This is a genomic window from Westiellopsis prolifica IICB1 (assembly GCF_004323185.1).
Lineage (GTDB): Bacteria > Cyanobacteriota > Cyanobacteriia > Cyanobacteriales > Nostocaceae > Pelatocladus > Pelatocladus prolificus_A.
On sequence record NZ_NAPS01000002.1, the window covers coordinates 539,100 to 560,885 of the forward strand.

Below are 21,786 nucleotides of genomic sequence, written 5' to 3' on the forward strand. Positions count from 1 at the left end.
AATAAAATTCTAAAATTTAAGAAATATTAAATAAAATTGAGGATATTATGGCTGCGAAAGTAGAAATTTACACTTGGAGGACTTGCCCATTTTGCATCCGCGCTAAAAGCTTGCTGAAGAAAAAGGGGGTGAACTTCACCGAGTACAGCATTGATGGAGATGAAGCAGCACGGGAGAAAATGGCTCAAAGAGCAAATGGAAGACGCTCGTTACCACAAATTTTCATCAATAATGTTCATGTTGGTGGTTGTGATGACATATACGCTTTAGACGCTAGAGATCAGCTAGATAATTTATTAGCTTCTGCCAATACCGTCTAGATGAAGGAGTTTGATGGTATTTTGATTGGCGAGCGGTCGTCGCAAAACTTGTTTAACCATCAGGGGATAATTTAAATTAAATCACCGATACTTCTTTGATGGTACAGAGCAAGCACAAAGATCTCTAGAGCCACTCCAAAATCTAAAATCGAATGACCGTGAAATTTGCTGGCAATTGAGGCAGAAAGCGTGAAATTGGCTTTTATTATTGATCCCATCCAGACCCTTGACCCTTGTCATGACACAAGCGTCGCCCTAATGGAAGCAGCACATGTCATGGGACATGAAGTCTGGATTACCCAAGCGAATTTATTGAGTGTAGTAGCAGGTAAAGCTTGGGCTATTTTGGAACGGGTAGAACTTGTACCTATTGAACTGGTGGAGGAACGCTGGGTAGCAGCGAATCCTTGGTACACTTTAGGCGATCGCATCTGCATGTCTTTGGAAACAATGGATGCTGTATTCATGCGAACCGATCCACCAGTGACAGTTTCATACCTCTATGCCACCTACATTTTGGACTACATTGACCAAAACAAAACCATGGTAATCAATAGTCCTAGTGGTATCCGAGCGGCAAATGAAAAAATGTACGCTCTTCAGTTTACCAAAGTAATACCAGAGACTATTGTTACCGCTGATAAGCAGATTATCCGAGATTTTGTAGAAGCAAAAGGTACAGCAGTTCTCAAACCATTAGGTAATAAAGCTGGTGAGGGAATTTTAATTTTACAACCAGGCGATCGCAACCTCAACTCGATTATCGAACTCAGTACTTTTCGGGGTGGAGTACCTGTCATGGTACAAAATTTTATCTCAGAGGCGAAACAGGGAGATAAACGGATCATCCTTCTCGATGGGAAACCGATTGGAGCAGTTAATCGCCTTTCTGCTAGTGGAGAATTTCGCAATAACATGGCCGCTGGTGGTACAGTTGCCAAAACCGAAATTACCCCAAAAGAACACGAAATTTGCTCCGAAGTTGCCGAAACCCTACGTCAAGACGGCTTAGTATTTGTTGGGATCGATGTCATTGGTGGCTACTTGACAGAAGTTAATGTCACCAGTCCTACAGGAATACGTGAAATTGATCGACTAGAGGGTATTCGCCTTGGTCATCTGGTGATGAAATGGGTTGAGCAGACAAAAAATTTATAAATTATTGATGATGAATTATGAAATTTTTCAACCTTCATAATTCATGATTCATCTGTAATTTTTCTTGCACCCTGGAAACCAAAACAATAAATTACAAATAACATAAACAGTTACAGTGGCATCCGGTAGTGAAATTTAGACCGAACAGTTAAAAAATAGCTTTGTGCTGAAAGACGACAAAAGCAAAATCAGTCCACTATTAACAATACTTATCTCGACCCAAGACATTATTAAGACAACTAAATCAATAACCATAACAAAGGCGATCGCTTCGCTTTTTACCAAACACACTGATGATTTCAAACAATCTGACTCTAGCCTAAGCTAATTTCAGTCTATGGGATAGGTAGATGAGTTTAGATACTGATTGGCTAGACCAAAAATGGTAACTAAATTGCTGATCTTAACTCCTGTTATTAACTCGCAAAATTAGAAATGAGCAGCCGGCAAGCCAACAGTTAATCTTTTAATTGCGTGGTGGTGTCCGCTTCCGCAGAAAATCAGGAATATCCAATATGGTTCCTTTTTCTTTTGGTTCTGGAGTTGGGGTTGGTGGATTAGGCGCAGGAGGTTGTTGCATTGGTCTTCTTTGTGGTTGGGGTTGTACTACTCGCCCTTGGGTAACGGTTGGCTGTTGTGCAGTTGGGGCCTCACCTGTAAATCCAGTTGCAATCACGGTAAGTCTGACTTCACCTTGGAGTCTGTCATCAATCACCGCTCCAAAAATAATATTGGCATTGGGATCAACCACTTCATAAATTGTTTCAGCAGCAGCATTCACCTCGTGTAATGTGAGATCGCTACCACCAGTGATGTTAAAGACAACACCCCTAGCTCCCTCAATCGAACATTCGAGTAATGGGGAAGAAATCGCTGCGATCGCAGCTTCTCTGGCTCTAGATTTTCCAGAACCAATACCGATCCCCATTAATGCTGATCCTGCATCTGCCATTACTGCTCGCACATCTGCAAAGTCAACATTGATCAAACCAGGAATCGTAATAATATCGGAAATGCCTTGTACCCCTTGGCGCAACACATCATCTGCATAGCGAAAAGCTTCTTGCATCGGTGTTTGTTCGGGGATCACTTCCAGGAGCTTGTTATTAGGGATGATAATCAATGTATCTACCCTACTTTTTAGCCCTTCGATCCCTTGCTCTGATTGGCTGATTCGGCGACGCCCCTCAAAGATAAAGGGACGTGTAACTACACCAACGGTAAGAGCGCCCATTTCTTTGGCGACTTCTGCCACAATTGGTGCTGCACCTGTACCAGTTCCACCACCCATACCAGCGGTAATAAATACTAAATCCGCACCGTCTAAAGCCGTAGCAATCTCATCTCGTGATTCCTCAGCAGCTTTTTGACCAATAGCAGGATTACCACCTGCTCCCAACCCCCGTGTCAGCTTCTGTCCTATTTGTAGTCTGCTCGGAGCTGCTGCCAAAGTCAGAGCTTGAGCATCCGTGTTGATAGACCAAAACTCTACGCCACTGACATCTGATGCAATCATGCGGTTAACAGCATTGCTTCCACCGCCACCTACACCGATCACTTTAATGTTGGCAACTCGACCGGGAACAATGTCGCCGATTCGAGTATCTTCACGCTCAATTTTTTTAGTGTCATTATTTTGCCCAAAGCTCAACCCTGAATGATTAAACGGATTTGTGGAATTCACAGCCAGTGAAAAAGCAGACTGTCCTGGAGATTGGGAGTTTTTATAGGTAAGTCCTTGGTTATTATCAAGTGTCATTGGATTCACAAAGGTAGATAAACGGCTTTTTAAGGTGTTATTCACCTAAGAGTCAACTATAGTTTGACGCTGCCATCAACAATATGACATTGTTTTTTCTTGTTCTCCCCACTTCCAACCCTTTCAGGATTAGAGGTAGAAACATTTGTTATGGGGTAAGTCATCAAGGCGCCTGTTTGCACAGTTAATTCTAGAGAAGTATACCTACTATTTACCTGAAAATGACCTGTATCACTTCCACCAGACATTAATATATTCACTGCTTTTTTACCGATTTGGTTCGGTATACCTTTGGTAGCCCCAATCACCTTTTTCTTTTGCTGCCATTGCTTTATATTGGTCATTAATTTTACAGTCAGAAGTGTATTTTTTTTCTTTTCTCATTAAAATAACCCAGATTTTTGGTATAAAATATTAGGCATAAAACTATTAAAACATTGCTGAAAGGCAAAAATAGATAGTTCAAAGTTCAAAAATCGCATAGTTTTGTGGTCTTTAATTATACAATTGTATTGAAGAATCGAATTTCTGCACGTAAAATACTGTGCTAATTGTATTACTTGCAAAGACTAGTCATGATACGTCAGTTCTCGGTTGATGATATGTTGAATTGGATTCACCATTAGGGATAATTGCAACTTTAGACAAATTTAATGTCTTAATATTTTATTTACCTATGCTCCAAATAGAGGTGACAGAAAAATTATGTTTGTAGTGTTTTACTGAGGTTTTGAAACATCTTATTGATTTACTGTTTTACTTACCTCAATTAAAACATCTATCAGACAGGCAACTCTCGACAAGTATTTAAAAGCAACTGTTTACCTACATGAGTTGGCAGGTAGTAAAGAGAACTTCAATATAGCAAGTATTATGCTAAACTGAAGATTGGGTAGTGAAAAATTGCTTTTAGGTAAGATGCTATAAGTAAAGAACCTAACATCTTCTACCCGTCATTAGATGTTAATTAAATAACAATAAGAGCTTTTACTGTCTAAAGAGAGGTTTTGCAACTAATCCTCCAGTTGTAATTACGAAGTTAACGCCGATTTTGACATAGGTGACTCGGTAAACCCAACTCAACAATAAACATATTATTCAACATAAAACTTCTTTATAGCCTAAGAATCTTCTAACATCAAACACGTAGATTTTTTTTGGTCGATTTGGAAATTGGTTTACTGTTTTTGTGGTTCATTTGTACTAATAAATGTTCTGGATTTTTCAGATCGATGTACTCTATTTCATTGGGATTCAGTTGCGAAGGGAGATGGCGAATTTGGGCAAGTACCTTTATTTGTTCTGGTAACTGGGGACTTGGTGTACCGAGATGTACCAAACCTAATTCTGTTTTTATAATTAAGTTTGTTGGGTCTTGCCAATCTATTTCCGTCACTTTTAAGGAAGTTTGGCTGATCGCTTCATAAAGAGAACTCCAATAAGGACGATATTGTTCTGGTGATCCGATAACTTTTAAAGTTGGCAGCTTAACTCTAGAGTTGAGGGAAGTGAAATTTTTTAAAGGTATCCATACGCCATAAGCATCTAGTAATCCCATGGTTGCTTTTGTATTAGCATTTTTACTATTGGCTTGTTCTCGACGCCTTTGAGCGAGAGCGATTGGTGTTCTTTCCTGAATTTGGACTACCAAACCAGGAGGAAACAGGCGACGACTCACAGTTGCTTGAGCAATACTTGGTTGTTGCTGTAGAGAACGAGCAATCCGAGATGGTTCAATCTTCCACAAAGATTGAGGATAAGACAATACCAGTAAAGACTGAACTTCTTGATCCGAAAGTAATTGATTTCCTGTAATCACAACATCTTTAGGAGTTTTGAGAACCCAATTTGGTTGAATTGCTATCCAAAGCAAACCACCCGCCAAACTAGTTACGGCCAGAGTTCGCCAAATCGCTTGAATAAATTTGATCAGCCGCTTTCTACGTAACTTTTTACGGCGTCCTGCTAGGATTGTGCGGGAAATTGATACTATGCTAGCCATTCAAACCTCTTCCACACTCTTAATCCAAGTCGTTAGTTGCACATCTGTAACATTCAATAATTGTAGTCAAAGCTGCCTTTTCAACACTGTACAGCAACAAAATTAAGATTTGACAAAATCCATAGACGCACAAAATGCGCCTTCAATGGAAAGTAATCTAAAATCCAAAATCCTGTTAGCGGATGACCCCCAGCCCCTATTCCCCCCATTTGGGGGTTAGGGGCTTGTACTCTGCTCGGAATGATTAGTCATCATGTTAATTAAAGAATATACAAAAAATATTGACAAATAGATACTTTAGTGAATGCATCATACCTCCAGAACAGAGTCATCAGCAAAAACGAAATTATACTCTGATTTTGCATTCTTCAGAGATAATTCTCTGCTCAAAACTCCTACTAAAATAGTCGATAGTATAATCTATGACAATAAAAATGGCATGTTTTCTAAATTGTTGCGAAAAATAAAAATACCGTGATTTTGCAAAAAAATAGTCATAATAATTACTGTTTTGATACTAAAATTGCTTGATACATTTTTTAACTACTTGGATTCAATGTTATATAAAATACAAATCATGCAATTGTAAATCTAGTAAATTTCACCCTTAAAGTCTTATGATGATTGACATTATCTTATCTACGATTAAAATTAGAGGTTGTCAAAATCTCAACAACAGGTGTAAAAAAGACAAGATACAACCCACTAATCAGGGATGATAAAATTCTTACCATGCTACTGACTTACTGTTGACAAAAAATGCAGAAGTAAGTCTCATGCATACTTTGATAGTAAGGTAATTAATTTATACTTTTTATACTCAAAATAAATCTGCATCTACATGAAAACATCACTAAATTTGCAACGCTTTTATCAAGCCTGTAATCCTAGTAAAACCCTGGTAATGGGTGATGCATCAGATCGACAATACTACATAGACTTTTCTGATGTGCGTGGTTGCAAAATTGTGGAAGAACTGCAACGCACAATAGTCCGTATTTCTCCAGATGACCCAACTTGTCAATTATTTACAGGTCATATTGGTTGCGGTAAATCAACAGAATTACAGCGCTTAAAGACAGAACTAGAACAGACAGGGTTCCATGTGGTCTATTTTGAATCCAGTCAAGACTTAGACATGGCCGATATTGATGTCAGCGATATTTTGCTGAGTATAGCTCGTCAAGTCAGCACTAGTTTAGAAGCAATTAACATCAAAGAGAAATCAGGTTATTTTGCCAATCTGTTTCGAGAAATTGGGGATTTTTTACAGACCCCGATAGAATTATCAGCAGAAGCAGAATTGTCTTTAGGGATTGCAAAAATTAGCGCTAAAACCAAAGACAGTCCGCAACTACGCAATCAACTGCGACAGTACTTGGAACCACGCACCAATAGTATTTTGCAAGCAATCAACGAAGAATTGCTAGACAAAGCTGTTCAACACCTAAAGCAGCGTGGTCAAAAAGGATTGGTAGTGATTGTCGATAACTTAGATCGAGTCGATATGCGCTCCTTAGCTTCAGGGCGATCGCTACCAGAATATCTTTTCATTGACCGAGGTGAACAGTTACGCCGACTCAAGTGCCATATGGTCTATACTATCCCCCTGGCATTAATTTTTTCTAATGAGTACGAAACACTCAAAAACCGTCTTGGGGGTGGTATCGCTCCGAAGGTGTTACCAATGGTACTAGTACGCCAAAGAGATGGTAGTGACTACGAACCAGGAATTTCTCTGTTACGCCAACTAGTACTAACAAGGGCTTTTCCTGAAATTTCCTGGAATGCAAGGTTAAGCTTAATCACAGAGTTATTTGATCATCCTCAAACTTTAGATCGACTATGTCGGATCAGTGGTGGTCATATTCGTAATCTGCTAGGTCTGTTATACAGTTGTTTGCAACGGCAAGATCCACCTTTTTCTCAGGATTGTTTAGAAGCAGTAATCAAAGATTATCGTGATGACTTGCTATTAGCAATTGATGAACAAGTCTGGGAATTGCTATTAGAAGTAGTTAATCAACAAAGTGTCAAAGGCGAATCTGATTACCAGACATTGCTACGCAGTATGTTTATCTTTGAATACCGTGATACTACAGGACGCTGGTTTGGTATCAGTCCAGCATTAGCAGAAACAGAAAAAATCCGCACTTGGCAACAAAATAGGCTTATTCACAACTCATAACTATAATTCTGAAGTTTTCTAAAATCTAAAATCGGATGACAGAGTGGAAATTCACAGCTACTGATAACGCGAGCGAAAATCAGCGTTCTGTGCAAAGGTTGATCCGGGCGATCGCACTTTCCAAAGGTCAATTTGCTCTAATTTTAGTGCGATGTAATTACAGTCAACTATGCGAACAAATGTTAGAGAACCTCCGTTCTTTAACTCAAAATATTTACTTACGAGAAGTTTTTCTTTCGACCTCATCTACTGCTCTACATACCATTATCATTTCAGAATTATTTTTGGATAATCCTGCTGTGGTTACAGATTGTTTACCATCTGCTGTGATGGTTTTCGGTCTAGAAAAAGTCAGTGCTTTGGAAAACTTATTAATTGGTATCAACCAAGCACGAGATATCTATGGTGATAGTTTTCCTTTTCCCGTAATCTTGTGGCTTACAGACGAAGTCGCAACATTGCTATCGAGATTAGCACCTGATTTTAAGAGTTGGGCAGCAACTACAATCAAATTTGAAATGGCAAAAGAAGATCTGATTGCTTTAATTAAGCAACAGACAGAATCTTTATTTGCCAACATTTTAGCAGCAGGCGCAGAACAGTTTTTATCTAATGCTGCTCTTGATTTAGATCCTAAATCTCAGCAACGTTATGAAATAGAGTCAGCACGTCATGATTTGGAAACACGTTATGGCGTCAAATTAGAACCAGAATTAACAGCAAGTCTCGAATTTGTCTTGGGACGCGATCGCTATGCTAATGATGAAATTGAAGAAGCTTTAAATTATTTTCAGCACAGTTTAGAGCTTTGGGAACAGGAAGAGAACACGGATAAGTTCTCCATGTCTTCTACACGCTCACTACTCAGACAAGCCGTTGTCCTCTTTCACCAAGGACTGTGCTATCGTCGGATGGCTGAATTACGTCCTGCGCTCAACAGAAGATATTGGCAAGATGCACTGTTGTGGTTTAGAAAATGTCTAGGAGTTCTAGAAAAAGCACACAGACAAGATTTAGTAGCTAAATTCATTTTGCCAGCTTGCGAAATGTTGCAACGTTTACAAGCTTGGCAAGATTTACAAGCATTAGCTCTCAAGTCTCTAGAATTGCATCGAGTCTATGGTGATGAAGTGCAAGTCGCACAAGACTATGGTTTTTTAGCTGCTGTAGCTGCTTCTGAGTCAAATTGGACAGCAGCCCATGAATTAGCTAATTCTGCACTTTCTATTGCTGAGGAAGCACCAGAAGTTTCTCGTCAACAAGAAAGTTCTCATCTGCTGTTACTAGGTCGGACACAGCGACAGATGGGAGAGTGGGAAGAAGCAGTCAATAATCTAGAGTGGGCGAAAATTGTTTGTGAACCACAGTATGAGCCATCGCTGTACTTAGAAATAGTGGATGAATTGCGATCGCTATATTTTGTTGAAGGCCATGACTACTTAGAGGCATTTAATCTCAAGCAAGAAAAAATTCAAATTGAGCATCAGTACGGCTTTCGTGCTTTCATTGGCGCTAGTCAACTACAGCCACAACGTTACAGAATTAATTCAGCCTTACACTCACAAACAAACACAAACTTTCCCGAAGAAATTGCCCAAGAAATAGCCGCTTCTGGAAGACAGCAAGATATTAATCGCTTAATTGAAAGAATTACCCGTGCAGACTGTAAACTCACAGTTATTCATGGTCCTAGTGGTGTTGGTAAAAGTTCAATTCTCAAAGCTGGTTTAATACCAGCTTTAAAACAAACAATTATCGGAGAACGTAATCCTTTACAGATTATTTTATCTGTTTATACAGATTGGCAAACAAGTTTAGGACATAGTTTAAACCAGGCGCTTGCTCAAACAGAAATCACTACTCATAGTGACTTTTCTCACAATCTTTTGATCGAGAAGTTAAAGTTTTTAACTGATCGTAAGTATACGATTATCTTGGTGTTTGACCAGTTTGAAGAGTTTTTCTTTGTTAATAAAAATGTTTTGATTAGAACCGAATTTTACCAGTTTTTTAGTGAATGTTTAAATATTGCTTTTGTAAAAATTATTTTATCCTTGCGAGAAGATTATTTACACTATTTATTGGAATTAGAACGTTTATGTAATCAAAATAATGCTCATGGTTATGATTTAGATGTAATTAATAAAAATATTCTGGATAAAGATATTCGTTACTACTTAGGAAAATTTTCTAAGAAAGATGCAATTGCTGTTATTCAAAGTCTCAATCAACGTTCTTATTATGAATTAAGCCATGAGTTAATCAACCAAATAGTAAATGATTTAGCAGGAGATATTGAAGAAGTAAATCCAATTGAATTACAAATAGTTTGCGCCCAACTACAAACAGAAAATATAATTACTATTGAAGAGTATAAGCGTTGTGGTGGCTCTAAAAAATTAGTACAGCGTTGGTTAGAAGAAGTAATCAAAGATTGTGGTCAGGAAAATGAACAGTTAAGTTGGAAATTATTGTTTGAATTAAGTGATGAAAAAGGTACACGACCGATTAAAACCAAAGCTGATTTAGTAGCGGCGCTGATCAAAGAAAGAGATGGAGAAATAAGGAAATGGGGAGAGCAAGGGGCGAGTAAAACCATCACCCCATCCCGAAATCTTAACCACCCCATCACTAATATAGAAATGATTTTAGACATATTGGTGGGTAATGGTTTAGTATTGCGAGTTCGGGAAGAATCAGGCGATCGCTATCAATTAGTTCATGATTACTTAGTAGAACCAATTCGTCAAAAAAATAACTATGGCATAGTTGCAGAACTTGCCAAAGTCAGATTTGAAAAAACCAAAGCTGAAGTAGCTCAAAAAGTTAGTCAAGAAAAACTGAATTTAGTTTTACAAAGACGATTGCGAGAGGCACGTATCGCAGGTGTATTATTGGCAATCATGTCAACAACAATCGCAGGGTTATGGTGGCAAGCTGACTTACAAAAAAGAGCAGCTATTCGTGAAACAATGCGGGCAGAACGTAGTGAGACTAACTTGAAAATTAGTGCAATCACTGCTTCCTCAGAAGCTTTATTTGTCTCTAATAAAGAATTTGATGCTCTTCTAGAAAGTTTACGGGCATGGCAGCAATTCAAGCAAGCAAATGGAGTACAACCAGATACCAGGATGCGGGTAGTAACAGCATTACAGCAGGCAGTATACGGAGTCACCGAAGTCAATCGGCTAGAAGCACACAATGATATTGTTTGGGGTATTGCATTCAGCCCTGATGGCAAATTATTGGCATCAGGTAGCCGCGATCGCACAATCAAATTATGGCATCCTAACGGTGCGTTAATCCAAACTCTGAATGATCATAGCGATGCAATCACTGGTCTGAGCTTTAGTCCTGATGGTCAAACTCTCGCCTCTGCTAGTCGCGACAAAACAGTTAAACTTTGGCGTCGTCATCCAATCACAGGAGAATTTTTTACCCAACCCGAAAAAACTCTCCAAGGACATAGAGATTGGATTTTCAGCGTTAATTTCAGCCCAGATGGCAAACTATTAGCTACAGGTGGTAAAGACACAAATGTTAAATTATGGCGTCAGGATGGAAAATTAATCAAAACACTCCGGGGACATCAAGGTTGGGTGAATTCGGTCAGCTTTAGTCCTGATGCTCAATTTCTCGCCTCAGCTAGTGACGACAAAACAGTCAAAATCTGGAGACGCGACGGTAAACTACTGAAAACTTTGTTAACGCATCAAGAGGGAGTGACAACCCTGGCTTTTAGCCCTAACGGTCAAATACTAGCAACATCAGGTCGAGATAAAACTATCAAGCTTTGGCGACGTTCGGATAAAAGTGATAAAGATATTTATGATTTTCATCTTTATAAAACTTTACAACAACACAACACTACTGTTTGGAATCTCAACTTTAGTTCTGACGGTCAACAGCTAGCTTGTGCTGGTGATGACAACACTGTATACCTATGGAAAATCAATGAAAAAGGCGAGTTGGAAAATCAACCTGACAGAACTTTCAAAGGACACAGTGATGGTGTTGTTAGTGTAGCTTTCAGTCCTGATCATAGGCTATTGGCATCGGCTAGTTATGACAAAACAGTAAGACTATGGAGTCTAAACGCCTTGAGACTACCTGTCCTTCAAGGTCATACAGACCGAGTTTTGAGTGTGACTTGGAGTCGTGATGGCAAAATGTTAGCTTCTGGTAGTAAGGATCACACTGTTAAACTCTGGCAACGTGAACTCAAGAGCGGTAAAGCTCACTTATCTAAAACTCTGGTGGAACACACTGATAGGGTTCCTAGTGTCAATTTTGACCCACAAGGTCAGATGTTAGCTTCAGGAAGTTATGACAGAACGGTGAAACTTTGGGGGTTAGATGGTCATCTCATCAAGACCCTAACAGGACATAGCGATAGTGTCATGAGTGTTAGTTTCAGCCCAGACGGAGAGTTATTAGCATCAGCGAGTAAAGATCAAAGCGTGAAGCTTTGGAATCGTAAAGGTCAGTTAGTTAAAACTTTATTAGGACATCAGGGTTGGGTAAACAGCGTCAGTTTTAGCCCGAATGGTCAAATTCTTGCTTCCGCCAGTGATGACCAAACGGTAAAACTTTGGCGACGAAACGGTACTTTGTTGAAAACTTTTTCACCTCATGATAGTTGGGTTTTGGGTGTAAGTTTTAGTCCTACTGATCATTTACTAGCTTCTGCTAGCTGGGATAATACCGTAAGGTTATGGCGTTCTGACGGCACATTATTGAAAACTTTGTTAAAGGGCTACAGTGATAGTGTTAACTCTGTAACTTTTAGCCCCAACGGCGAGATTCTTGCTGCTGCTGGCTGGGATAGCACAGTGAAAATTTGGAGTCATGATGGCAAATTGATTAAAACTCTCAATGGGCATCATGCTCCGGTATTGAGTGTTAGTTTTAGTCCCGATAGTCAAACATTAGCATCTGCTGGTGATGACAACACCATCATCTTATGGAATTTAGATATGAATGACTTACTGGTGCATGGTTGTCATTGGGTAAGTAATTATCTTCGCTACAATCGCAACGTTGATCAACGCGATCGCTCCCTCTGTTATGGTGTCAAAAGTCAGTAATTAGTCGCCCTTCATGTTCCCACAGGGTATTTCTAATTGTTTTGTCCCCCGTGTCCCCCACACTCCCCTCACATCTTCATTTCCTCTCCAGAAGTAGCCTCTGATGGCAAATTTGCTAAAAATTGTTGCAGTCTCATCCGTTCAATATAAGGCCAACCACCCTCTGACTCGATATCTTTCAGTAATGAATACAGTGCTTGACGATTATTAGGCAAATTATTCTGAAAAGCTCCATCTCGAATCTCTCGGTGTAATTTTTCCAACAGTCTTAATAAAGCCAAAAGAGCGATACTATCTCCTTGACAAAATGCTACTGCATCATGTACATCGCTAACTATGTCTTGTAACTTACAAGATAATTTCTCTGACTCAAAAATTCTGCTTTGATTCATGCCAGCTTCTATAAACTAGATCAACTCAAATTTACAGCAATAAAAGCAGAAAGCCCACTCCTAGAAGGAGTCGGATGAATGCGTAGAGGCTTTAGCCTCAGTCAATCAAAACGAAGATATTTTACTTTCATTGTTTGCTAAAAGACGTGTTGACGGAAAACTAAAGAAAATCTGCTTTTAACTCTTGATCAGCTTATGCAAAGTGTGTTGATCTGAACTATAAGTTACCGTAGAGATACTCAGTACAGCCATTAGGTAGCTAAATACGATCTCAGCATTTTTGATAAATACATGGTAAATGTGAGATCGCTTTGATTTTGAGTTAAAAAAAATCGTATGATCTGGCTGATGATCCCCCATAAAAATATGGGCTGTATGTAGTGGCGGCACATATATCACAAAACGACAAAGGCGATACCGCGAAAGTAAAAATACTGGCAGACTCACGGACAGTGGGTGATCACCCAAACAAGTTGTAGCAACCGTGTTACAGTCGTTTACAACTTGACAAAGACGTCTAAAAGTCAAAACAGTATCTTCTTTCGACGAATCTGCTCAAGTTACTGTGTATCGGGGTGTACTCATCCATAAACACACCCTAACTTTAACCAAATGCCGCCAAAAATGGAACTGCTTGTTTTTACTCGTCCTTAAGATGCTTGTCCTTATGGATACTGTGTCTTGGTTAGTCTGATGTTTTAAGCTTCAGGCTCAACAAGTAAAAATTCGGGTCAGTTGCAGTTTTACAACTTAAGATATCAATTTTTGACATTGAGGTTGACCATGAGGTTTCGCGCTGTAATTGTTGCACTCTTAGCTTTGTGCTTGGGGTTACTAACTGCTTGTAGTGAGGGTCCGACTGCTGGTAGTACAGATTTACTTACCTACGATCAAATTAAAGGAACTGGTCTGGCTAACAAGTGTCCCCAACTCACAGAAACAAGTCGTGGTTCTATTCCCATTGATGCTAGCCAATCCTACGTCATAAAAGAACTTTGCTTAGAACCAACCAATTTCTTTGTCAGAGAAGAACCTGCGAATAAGCGTCAAAAAGCCGAATTTGTTCCAGGGAAATTAGTAACTCGCAAGACCTATTCGTTGGATCAAATCGAAGGCGACCTAAAGATTAATTCTGATGGTAGCCTGACCTTTGTGGAAAAAGATGGCTTTGACTTCCAAGCTACCACCGTGCAATTAGCTGGAGGTGAGAGAGTACCTTTCTTGTTTACCATCAAAGGTTTAGTCGCTCAGTCACAACCTGGTATGACCAGCATTAATACCTCAACAGATTTTGAAGGTGCTTTTAGAGTTCCTTCTTATCGTGGTGCTACCTTCTTAGATCCTAAAGGTCGTGGTGTCGCCAGTGGTTATGATAATGCTGTGGCTCTCCCAGCTCAGTCTGATGATGAAGAGCTTCTTCGCGCTAATGTTAAGCGTGCTGATGTTCTTAACGGTAAAATCTCCCTCTCTGTAGCCAAAGTAGATAGTTCTACTGGTGAAATTGCGGGTACTTTTGAGAGTGACCAACCCTCTGACACTGATTTAGGTGCTGGTGAACCTAAGGATGTGAAAGTTCGTGGTATCTTCTATGCTCGCTTGGAACAAGCTCGTAGCTAAATGATTTTCGGTAGAAAACCTGAGTAAAACTCAAGATAGCTATTGTTATGCTCTTTGTAGCGATCGCAATAGCTAATCCCTAATCACCCTTATGACACTAAATCATAAGGGTGATTCTGTTTAAGTATTTTTTGGGAAAAATTTTTCTTGCTCTAATTGGTATTTCTTGAATATTAGTTTTTATATATACGTCATATCTGTCTTTAATTACTTAAGTTAAGTACAATCTCGGTTTCAATTAAAGTAAAAATTTTTATATCCTTTGTATGTATTTTCAAAAACTATTGGTCATACCAAAGTTGACTAAATAATTACTCTTTTCTACTGATTTAAATCCAGTCTCCATTGTCATACTCCTAATAGCAGACACTTCTATCAGAATTCTTTGTGTCCGCTATGGGGGTTAGTTGACCTGTTTGTATTTTGATTGAAATCTTTAAATGCATGACATGCACAATTGGAGCTTGGTTTAGCAGTGAATATTTAACTGTTTGTTTGTCAAGAGAAACAAAACGGTGCTATCTATGCCAACCACACTCACCAATGAACTGAAACATGAAATCTTACAGCTGCTACGAGAATATCAGCAATCTCGTTCGGCAAATGTTCGCAATCAACTGGTAAAACTCAATTTTGGACTAGTGAGAAAAGAAGCTCACTATTGGATAAACCAGTGCCATGAAAGTTATGAAGATTTACTCCAGGTAGGCTGTCTAGGTTTAATTCGAGCAATTGAAAGATTTGAAATTTCTAAAGGTCATGCTTTCAGTTCTTTTGCCATTCCCTACATTCGGGGGGAAATTCAACATTATCTGCGAGATAAAGGTGTGACCGTACGAATTCCCCGACGCTACCTAGCACTGCAACAGCAGGCTATAGGAGTTTCGCGTTCTTTGCAAGAGAAATACAATCGCCAACCAACCGATGCAGAATTAGCCACAGCACTGGAAATTTCTACCCAGGAATGGCAGGAAATTAAATTAGCATGGATAAATCGCGCTCCTTTAAGCTTAGATGTACCAGTCCAGGATGGAGAAGAAGGAGCTACTTGCTTGGGAGAGTTGGTTGTTGATCATCGCTATCGTAGTTTTCAGCTAGCACAAGAAGATCAAATTCGCTTGCAACAAGCGCTGTTTCAGCTCGAAAAACGTACCCGTGAAGTCTTGGAATTTGTGTTTTTACACGATTTAACACAAAAACAAGTAGCAGAGCAGCTAGGTATTAGTGTTGTCACTGTTTCTCGCAGAGTTAAAAAAGGGCTGGATTTGTTGAAACAATCAATGAGTGTTGCAGAAGATTAAATGCCAAAAGTTGAGTTATAACGGTATCAGATTTCACATGAGCTTTTATATATAAGCATGTTGAATTTGATACACACAAATTTTCTGGTGAGAGAGAGGGGCTGATGGGTATAAATTTCAAAATATTAGTTGCAGCCATTTTTGTTTTAGCGATCGCCTCCTGTGCTTCTGAAGGTGAACAACAATCTAGTAATCCAATACCACCGCCTAATACACCAGCAAAAACGCAAAAACCACCAGCACAATCATTCAATAACCCTGTAGTTCCTCCGCAAGCAACTTCACTGACTTCTGCTTCTGCTAGCTTGATTCAACCCACAAATGCAAAAGCACGGATAAATATTGTCTCAAAAGGACGTAATGACCCGTTTGCTCAAATTGTTGGACAATCTCCTCTAGGAGTGGCGGATTCTACTATGGGAATGCGGCCTGTTCCCAGATTACTGCCTTTACCAATTACCAACACTAGAGGTAAATTAATAGCGACAAGAACACCGCAAAAAAGCAGTGTAGTGTTAAATGCCAAATTAAATAAATCAAAAAACAATATCAATAAAGCAGTTTCCAGCAAAAATCTGCCAAAATTAACTCCTGTCTTACCTAAAGTCATACCCCCGGTTGTTCCCGACCAACGTTTAGCATCTGTATTACCACCACCACCACAACCAGATTTAGCCAAGGCTGTTTTTGTGAGTGGTGTGGTCATGCTTGGTAATCAACTTCAAGCTATTATCAAAGTACCAAATGAACCAACTAGCCGCTACGTACAGGCAGGACAGCGATTAGCAAACGGAGTTTTAATCAAACGTATTGAAATGAACGAAGGTTCGGAACCGATCATCATTTTGGAACAATATGGTATTGAAGTTAGCAAAATGGTTGGTGAAGCACCTGCTACCAGCCCAACAACAGCGACAACAGCCACCACTGGTGGACTACCTACCTGACACGGTAAAGTAGAGTGTGGGGCTTGTGTCGGAACTAGTTAAAAAAGATGAAGACAAAAGAAAAAGTAGAATTTACTGGTTTACCTCTGGCAGTTTATCGCGAGGTAGCGGCTCATCTACGGCAAGTAGAAGGAGTGGAAGTAGAATTTATTCCCCAATCTTCCCCACAGTTTGATTACAACCAAAGCCAAATTGCTGGTTTGTGGATTTCAGTTTCTCCCGACTTTGATTGTGTTAGTCAGCAAAGAGTCGAACAAATTTTGGCTTATTATCGCGATCGCTATATGTGAATTGAATCAAATTCAAACCATCGCAATTTTGGGTAAAGTTTATCTACCCAATTTTTTTGTGTTGGAAAACTTGATTAGTTTTGAGGTTGCAACAATACTTCAATTGCACACAAAATTCACAATATTTTACAAATAAGTATGATTTTAACAAAACTTGACTTGATCGTAGCTATAATTTTAGTAGTGTCATGTTATACGTTGAATTAATTAATATACTATTTTATTTATAATAAGGCTCTTGTAGTTCGTGACAAGCGAAATAGTTATTCCAGGGAAGCAATCACTTAGTTATTTTCAAAAAATATTACTAGAAATAATTCCTCGCATACCTGGATATGGAGGAAGGGATGTAGTATTTGCAATAGATCTGACAGAAAGTGTCGGATTCAATGATGAAGGGCGCACACGCTTACGTCAGATAGTAGAAGATAGCTTACAACCTGGTGACTCAGTTTATATTGTTCCTTTTGCCAGAGATATTATTTTATCAGATAGACGAACAGGTGTAAATCCATTAGGAACATCTATACATATTTTTAACAAAAATCAAGAAAATATTGATCGAATTTTAGAGAAAATTCCTTTTGCATCTGATCCAAATCATTACGGAACAGATATTCAACAAGCTGAATTAAATATTTATCAGGGTGTAGCACAACTCAATCAAAATCGTTTACATAAAAATCAACCAATCAAACCGCAATCTGTGGTTTGGCTTACCGATGCACCTTTACTTACAAAACCAGGTATTAGTTCAGATATTTGGAATGAAACTCCTGCTGAGAGTCCTTTTCGGATAGAAAATTCTCCAGAGAGTCAACAACGACAAGCTTGGATTCAGACATTACCTTTAAAGGAGCGATCGCTCTCGATTAAGACTCAAAATAACAAAGAATACACACTTACTATAATAGATATTCCCCCGACAGTACAAGAACTTTGTACACCAGTACCAGGAGGTCGAGAAACTTGTCTCGTAAATTCTTATTTATTTAACCAACTTTGGCTACCTGGCTTAATTTCATTATTAATATTTACCGGATTTATTTTGGGAATAATGAAATTGTACAAGCTTCAAAAAAAATGGGAATTAATCGTAGATTTTGAAATCACAGAACAACCGGAAGATCAAAAATGTCGATTACCAAATCATAAACGCATTGCTATTGGTGAATATGATCCTAGCTGTGTGGATTCCATTGATTGTCCAGGAGCAGAAGTAAGAGGATATTTAGAACGTAAAGGTGAAAAACTTTATCTCATACCTACAAATTATGCACCCATTTATTTAAATGGTCACGAAATCAAATCACGCACTCTGATATCTAATTCTCGATTCCGAATGAATTGTCCTGATGCTCGTAACCGTGAATACGAAATAGTAATTAAAATCAACAAATAGCCTGAAATATTAGGTAAAAATTATATGATTAATATCACTGGTAATGAACTTCAGTATCGGGGAATTAACCGAACAGTATGTATCGGTTTAGGTGGGACTGGACGTGATGTATTGATGCGAATTAGACGGTTAATCGTAGATAGATATGGAGATTTAAATAACTTACCAATTGTCAGTTTTGTTCACATCGATACTGATAAAGCAGCAACTCAAGTAACTGGTATTCGTACAGGAAGTATTTATCATGGTGTTGATCTCAGCTTTACAGAAGCAGAAAAGGTCAGCGCCACTATGTCTACTAGCGAAGTTACTATGTTTGTACAAGGACTAGAACGGCGCTCTGAGTACACCCGTCATGGTCCCTATGACCACATTGGAATGTGGTTTCCCCAACAGTTAATTAGAAATATTAAAGCTGTAGAAGAAGGTGCTAAAGGTATTAGACCAGTAGGAAGATTAGCATTTTTTCATAATTATCAAAAAATTACTACAGCAATTGAAACAGCAGAAAGACGTACTAGAGGACATGATCCAATATTACTAAGAACAGGTTTAAGAATTGAACCGGGACTAAATATTTTTGTTGTGGGTTCTCTGTGTGGTGGTACAGGGAGCGGTATGTTTTTAGATGTTGCTTATAGTCTTAGACATCTTTATGTAAATCAAAATGTACAGATTGTCGGCTATTTAATAATTAGTCCACAATTATACGGCAATACTCCTAGCATGAGTGCTAATACTTATGCTGCTCTTAAAGAGCTAAATTATTATAGTATTCCCAGCACAACATTTGAAGCTTGTTATGATATTCAAAATCTAGTTTTTATTCGAGAACGTCGTCCAGCCTTTGACTATGCTTATTTAGTTTCTCATCAAACTGGAGGTGAATATCAAATTCTCACCCAAGGTAAGTTGTGCAATGTCATTGCTCACAAAATAGCTTTAGATTTTTCTGGAGAATTAGCACCGATAGTTAAAGGAAATCGAGATAATTTTTTGCAGCATTTAATTCAGTGGGACAAGCACCCTCGCCCAAATAGTCAGCGTTATTTAACTTTTGGATTATCAGCAATTTATTTTCCTCGCGATACTATTGTGCAAATTGCTCTAACTCATGTGAGTTTACAACTAGTAAAATTCTGGTTAACTGGTGAAGGTCAAAGTCCAGATCCTGTGACTTTACTAGAAAGATTTATTTTTCAATATCGCTGGCACAGTGATCTAGCAAAAAAAGATGGTATAGTTACTAGACTGACAGAGTCAGTGCAAGAATCAAACAAGAGTTTTATTAACGCAATCTCCGCATGGAGAACTAAATTAGAAAAGTTAATTAGTAATTGTCAAAATCGAGATGATCGCGATAGTGTTCGTCAGCAATTAGCAAGGGAATTTCGTGAACAATTTCGCAAAATTCAACCAGGTGAAACTGAGAGTAGCAGAGGAATTTGGTTGACAAGATTATTACATATTACTCCAAATATTACTAAAGAATTACAGTCAAATATTGACGATTTTATTATTCAGTTACTCACACCCAGCGATCCTAACTTTTCAATTAAAAATAGTCGTGACTGGCTAGATATTTTGCAATATGAACTGAGTAATTATCTCCAGAATATCCAAGAAGAAATGATGGGGTTTAATGGATGGAAAACTCTTGAAGATATAGAGAGAAAGTGGCGCAATGCAGAACAGGTAATAGAAGATATTGAACAAAAACCTAGTATTCCTTTTATTAGTAATAAAAATCACCAAGTCCATTTAGAAGCAAAAAAAGTCATCAAAGAAATTTGCGATTTAATCAAACAAAACTTTGATTTTGCAGTCCTTCAGGAAGCTTTGCAAATTGTCACTAATTTGGAAAAACACGTTCAAGAAAGAATTACCTTACTTGCTGCGTTTCATAGCTTGGTAGAAAGTTTGCAAAATATTTATGAAAAACAAGAAAGAGATTTAAAACAACTAAATTTTGATGAGATGAGCGGTGAAGCTATCTTTGATAGTGAAGATGTTGAACTTTGTTATCAAACAATGTTACCAAAAGACGATTTTCGTCGTCAGCTGGTGTTAGCAAGCGCAGAAATTACTGAAGTAACCGGAAAAGGACAGAGTTTAGCAAGTTTTATTGATCGCGATCGCGCAGTAGCACTGCAACTTCAAAAAGAAATCGATGTCAATGTTGATAAATTATTTGCTCCTCGTTGTAACAATATTGTTAACTCCGTAATCAAGCGGTTCATGCAAAATTATTCGATTTCTGCACGTTCAACTCGTTTAGCACAAATTATGCAGGAAGCTGAACCACTGCTGAGTCTAAATTTAAGTGATCCTTACTTTCGTGATGATCCTGCTAAAAGTAGTCAACTTATAGGGTTTAAAGATGTAGATGAACTAGAAGTACAACAATTTAAAATTTTATTGGGGAAAGATTTGGGAATTACTGGTGACAAATTTAAACCCACCCAATCTGATGATGAAATTTTAATTGTGAATGAGTACGCCGGTTTTCCTCTAAGGTTGATTAGCAGTCTGGAAAACATGAGAAATCCATACTTGCGCGAACTTAATTCTCCTACTTCTTTTCTCCATAATGATTCTCGAATTTCTTTCCCTGATATTGTCCCCCCTGATGTCAGAATTATTGAACAACTAGAGGATGTTTTTTATCCTGCTCTTGCTTTTGAATTATTACAAGAAAACCAGGAAAATCATGAATTAGAGTTTCAATATTACGATAGTTTGCGCGATATTTATAATACTGCATCTTTGAGTCCAGAATGGAGCCAAGCACTAGAAGAACTTGCTAACCGCAAGGACATAAGTACAGAGTTGCATAAACGTTTGGATAATGAAATTTCTCAGATAGCAAAAGAACCTCAACTTTGGGAAAGTGAATACTTACCGAAGTTGCGAGAGTTTGTCAAAAAAATTGATGAATTACCAGAAGACAGTCCAAATTATCCTTATAAAGCAACAGTTGTAGGAACACTCAATAGCAGCGATCCCAATGCAAAAGAGGGAATTATTATTCGCTTTCGGAAAAAAATGGATGAGCGATTTAACTCTACTGTACAGCGAAATTTTCCACCTACAAATACCATAAATCAGAAAGCTATACCTGGTGAAATAGTTATTGATCCACCTGGAGATTTCAACGATAATAGAGCAAAAAGACGTTCCGAACTAGAGAAATTAAAGCAGGATTTAGAAGAAGGATTTTTAACCACAGAGGAGTACGAAAGAGAACGGCAAAGAATATTTACCAAATATCCACTGTAATATCATAGATATCAAAATATCTAAATTTCCTGTCTTTTTTATGT

The 21,786-nt window shown here is 38.4% G+C and carries 14 protein-coding genes; 10 read left to right on the forward strand and 4 right to left on the reverse strand.

The genetic code is table 11. From position 1 onward, the window contains the following. The first annotated feature begins 47 nt into the window (after positions 1-47). Both grxC and gshB read left to right on the forward strand, forming a co-directional pair. Positions 48-320: a glutaredoxin 3 gene (grxC, locus tag B4U84_RS16600; protein WP_131119541.1), complete on the forward strand. Its 273-nt coding sequence runs from the start codon at positions 48-50 to the stop codon at positions 318-320. A gap of 189 nt (positions 321-509) precedes the next feature. Next, the gene (gene gshB, locus B4U84_RS16605) at positions 510-1,478 is read left to right on the forward strand and encodes a glutathione synthase (protein WP_207390964.1); all 969 of its coding nucleotides are present in this window, start codon (positions 510-512) and stop codon (positions 1,476-1,478) included. 466 nt (positions 1,479-1,944) lie between these two features. On the opposite strand, the gene ftsZ is transcribed toward gshB, so the two are convergent. From ftsZ to B4U84_RS16625, 3 genes are all read right to left on the reverse strand, one after another. After that, on the reverse strand, positions 1,945-3,237 hold the full coding sequence (gene ftsZ / locus B4U84_RS16610; protein WP_131119545.1) for a cell division protein FtsZ: 1,293 nt from the start codon (positions 3,235-3,237) through the stop codon (positions 1,945-1,947). Between the two features lie 56 nt (positions 3,238-3,293). Then, on the reverse strand, positions 3,294-3,581 hold the full coding sequence (locus B4U84_RS16615) for a hypothetical protein (protein ID WP_017310209.1): 288 nt from the start codon (positions 3,579-3,581) through the stop codon (positions 3,294-3,296). Positions 3,582-4,375: 794 nt separating this feature from the next. Beyond that, positions 4,376-5,239, reverse strand: coding sequence for a cell division protein FtsQ/DivIB (locus B4U84_RS16625; protein WP_131119547.1), 864 nt, complete (start codon positions 5,237-5,239; stop codon positions 4,376-4,378). An 841-nt stretch (positions 5,240-6,080) separates the two neighbouring features. Here B4U84_RS16625 and B4U84_RS16630 point away from each other — a divergent pair. Beyond that, entirely contained in the window at positions 6,081-7,427 is a 1,347-nt protein-coding gene (locus tag B4U84_RS16630) for an ATP-binding protein (RefSeq protein ID WP_131119549.1), read from the forward strand. Positions 7,428-7,462: 35 nt separating this feature from the next. After that, a complete protein-coding gene (locus tag B4U84_RS16635) occupies positions 7,463-12,514 on the forward strand; it encodes a WD40 domain-containing protein (protein WP_131119551.1) in 5,052 nt (1,683 codons plus the stop codon). Positions 12,515-12,582: 68 nt separating this feature from the next. On the opposite strand, the gene B4U84_RS16640 is transcribed toward B4U84_RS16635, so the two are convergent. Continuing rightward, positions 12,583-12,906, reverse strand: a complete 324-nt coding sequence (locus tag B4U84_RS16640; protein ID WP_131119553.1) for a hypothetical protein — start codon at positions 12,904-12,906, stop codon at positions 12,583-12,585. Between the two features lie 783 nt (positions 12,907-13,689). Between B4U84_RS16640 and B4U84_RS16645 the strand changes: the two genes are divergently transcribed. From B4U84_RS16645 to B4U84_RS16670, 6 genes are all read left to right on the forward strand, one after another. Then, entirely contained in the window at positions 13,690-14,523 is an 834-nt protein-coding gene (locus tag B4U84_RS16645; protein WP_017310215.1) for a photosystem II manganese-stabilizing polypeptide, read from the forward strand. Between the two features lie 524 nt (positions 14,524-15,047). Continuing rightward, the gene (locus B4U84_RS16650) at positions 15,048-15,824 is read left to right on the forward strand and encodes an RNA polymerase sigma factor SigF (RefSeq protein ID WP_017310216.1); all 777 of its coding nucleotides are present in this window, start codon (positions 15,048-15,050) and stop codon (positions 15,822-15,824) included. A gap of 104 nt (positions 15,825-15,928) precedes the next feature. Next, the gene (locus B4U84_RS16655; RefSeq protein WP_131119555.1) at positions 15,929-16,771 is read left to right on the forward strand and encodes a hypothetical protein; all 843 of its coding nucleotides are present in this window, start codon (positions 15,929-15,931) and stop codon (positions 16,769-16,771) included. A gap of 47 nt (positions 16,772-16,818) precedes the next feature. Next, positions 16,819-17,061 (forward strand): hypothetical protein, encoded by a 243-nt coding sequence (locus B4U84_RS16660; protein ID WP_044449994.1) that lies wholly within the window; start codon positions 16,819-16,821, stop codon positions 17,059-17,061. Positions 17,062-17,308: 247 nt separating this feature from the next. Then, a complete protein-coding gene (locus B4U84_RS16665; protein WP_131119557.1) occupies positions 17,309-18,463 on the forward strand; it encodes a vWA domain-containing protein in 1,155 nt (384 codons plus the stop codon). A gap of 24 nt (positions 18,464-18,487) precedes the next feature. Further along, positions 18,488-21,742 carry a tubulin-like doman-containing protein gene (locus B4U84_RS16670; RefSeq protein WP_131119558.1) on the forward strand — a complete coding sequence of 1,085 codons (3,255 nt, stop codon included), beginning with the start codon at positions 18,488-18,490 and terminating at the stop codon, positions 21,740-21,742. Positions 21,743-21,786: the final 44 nt, after the last annotated feature.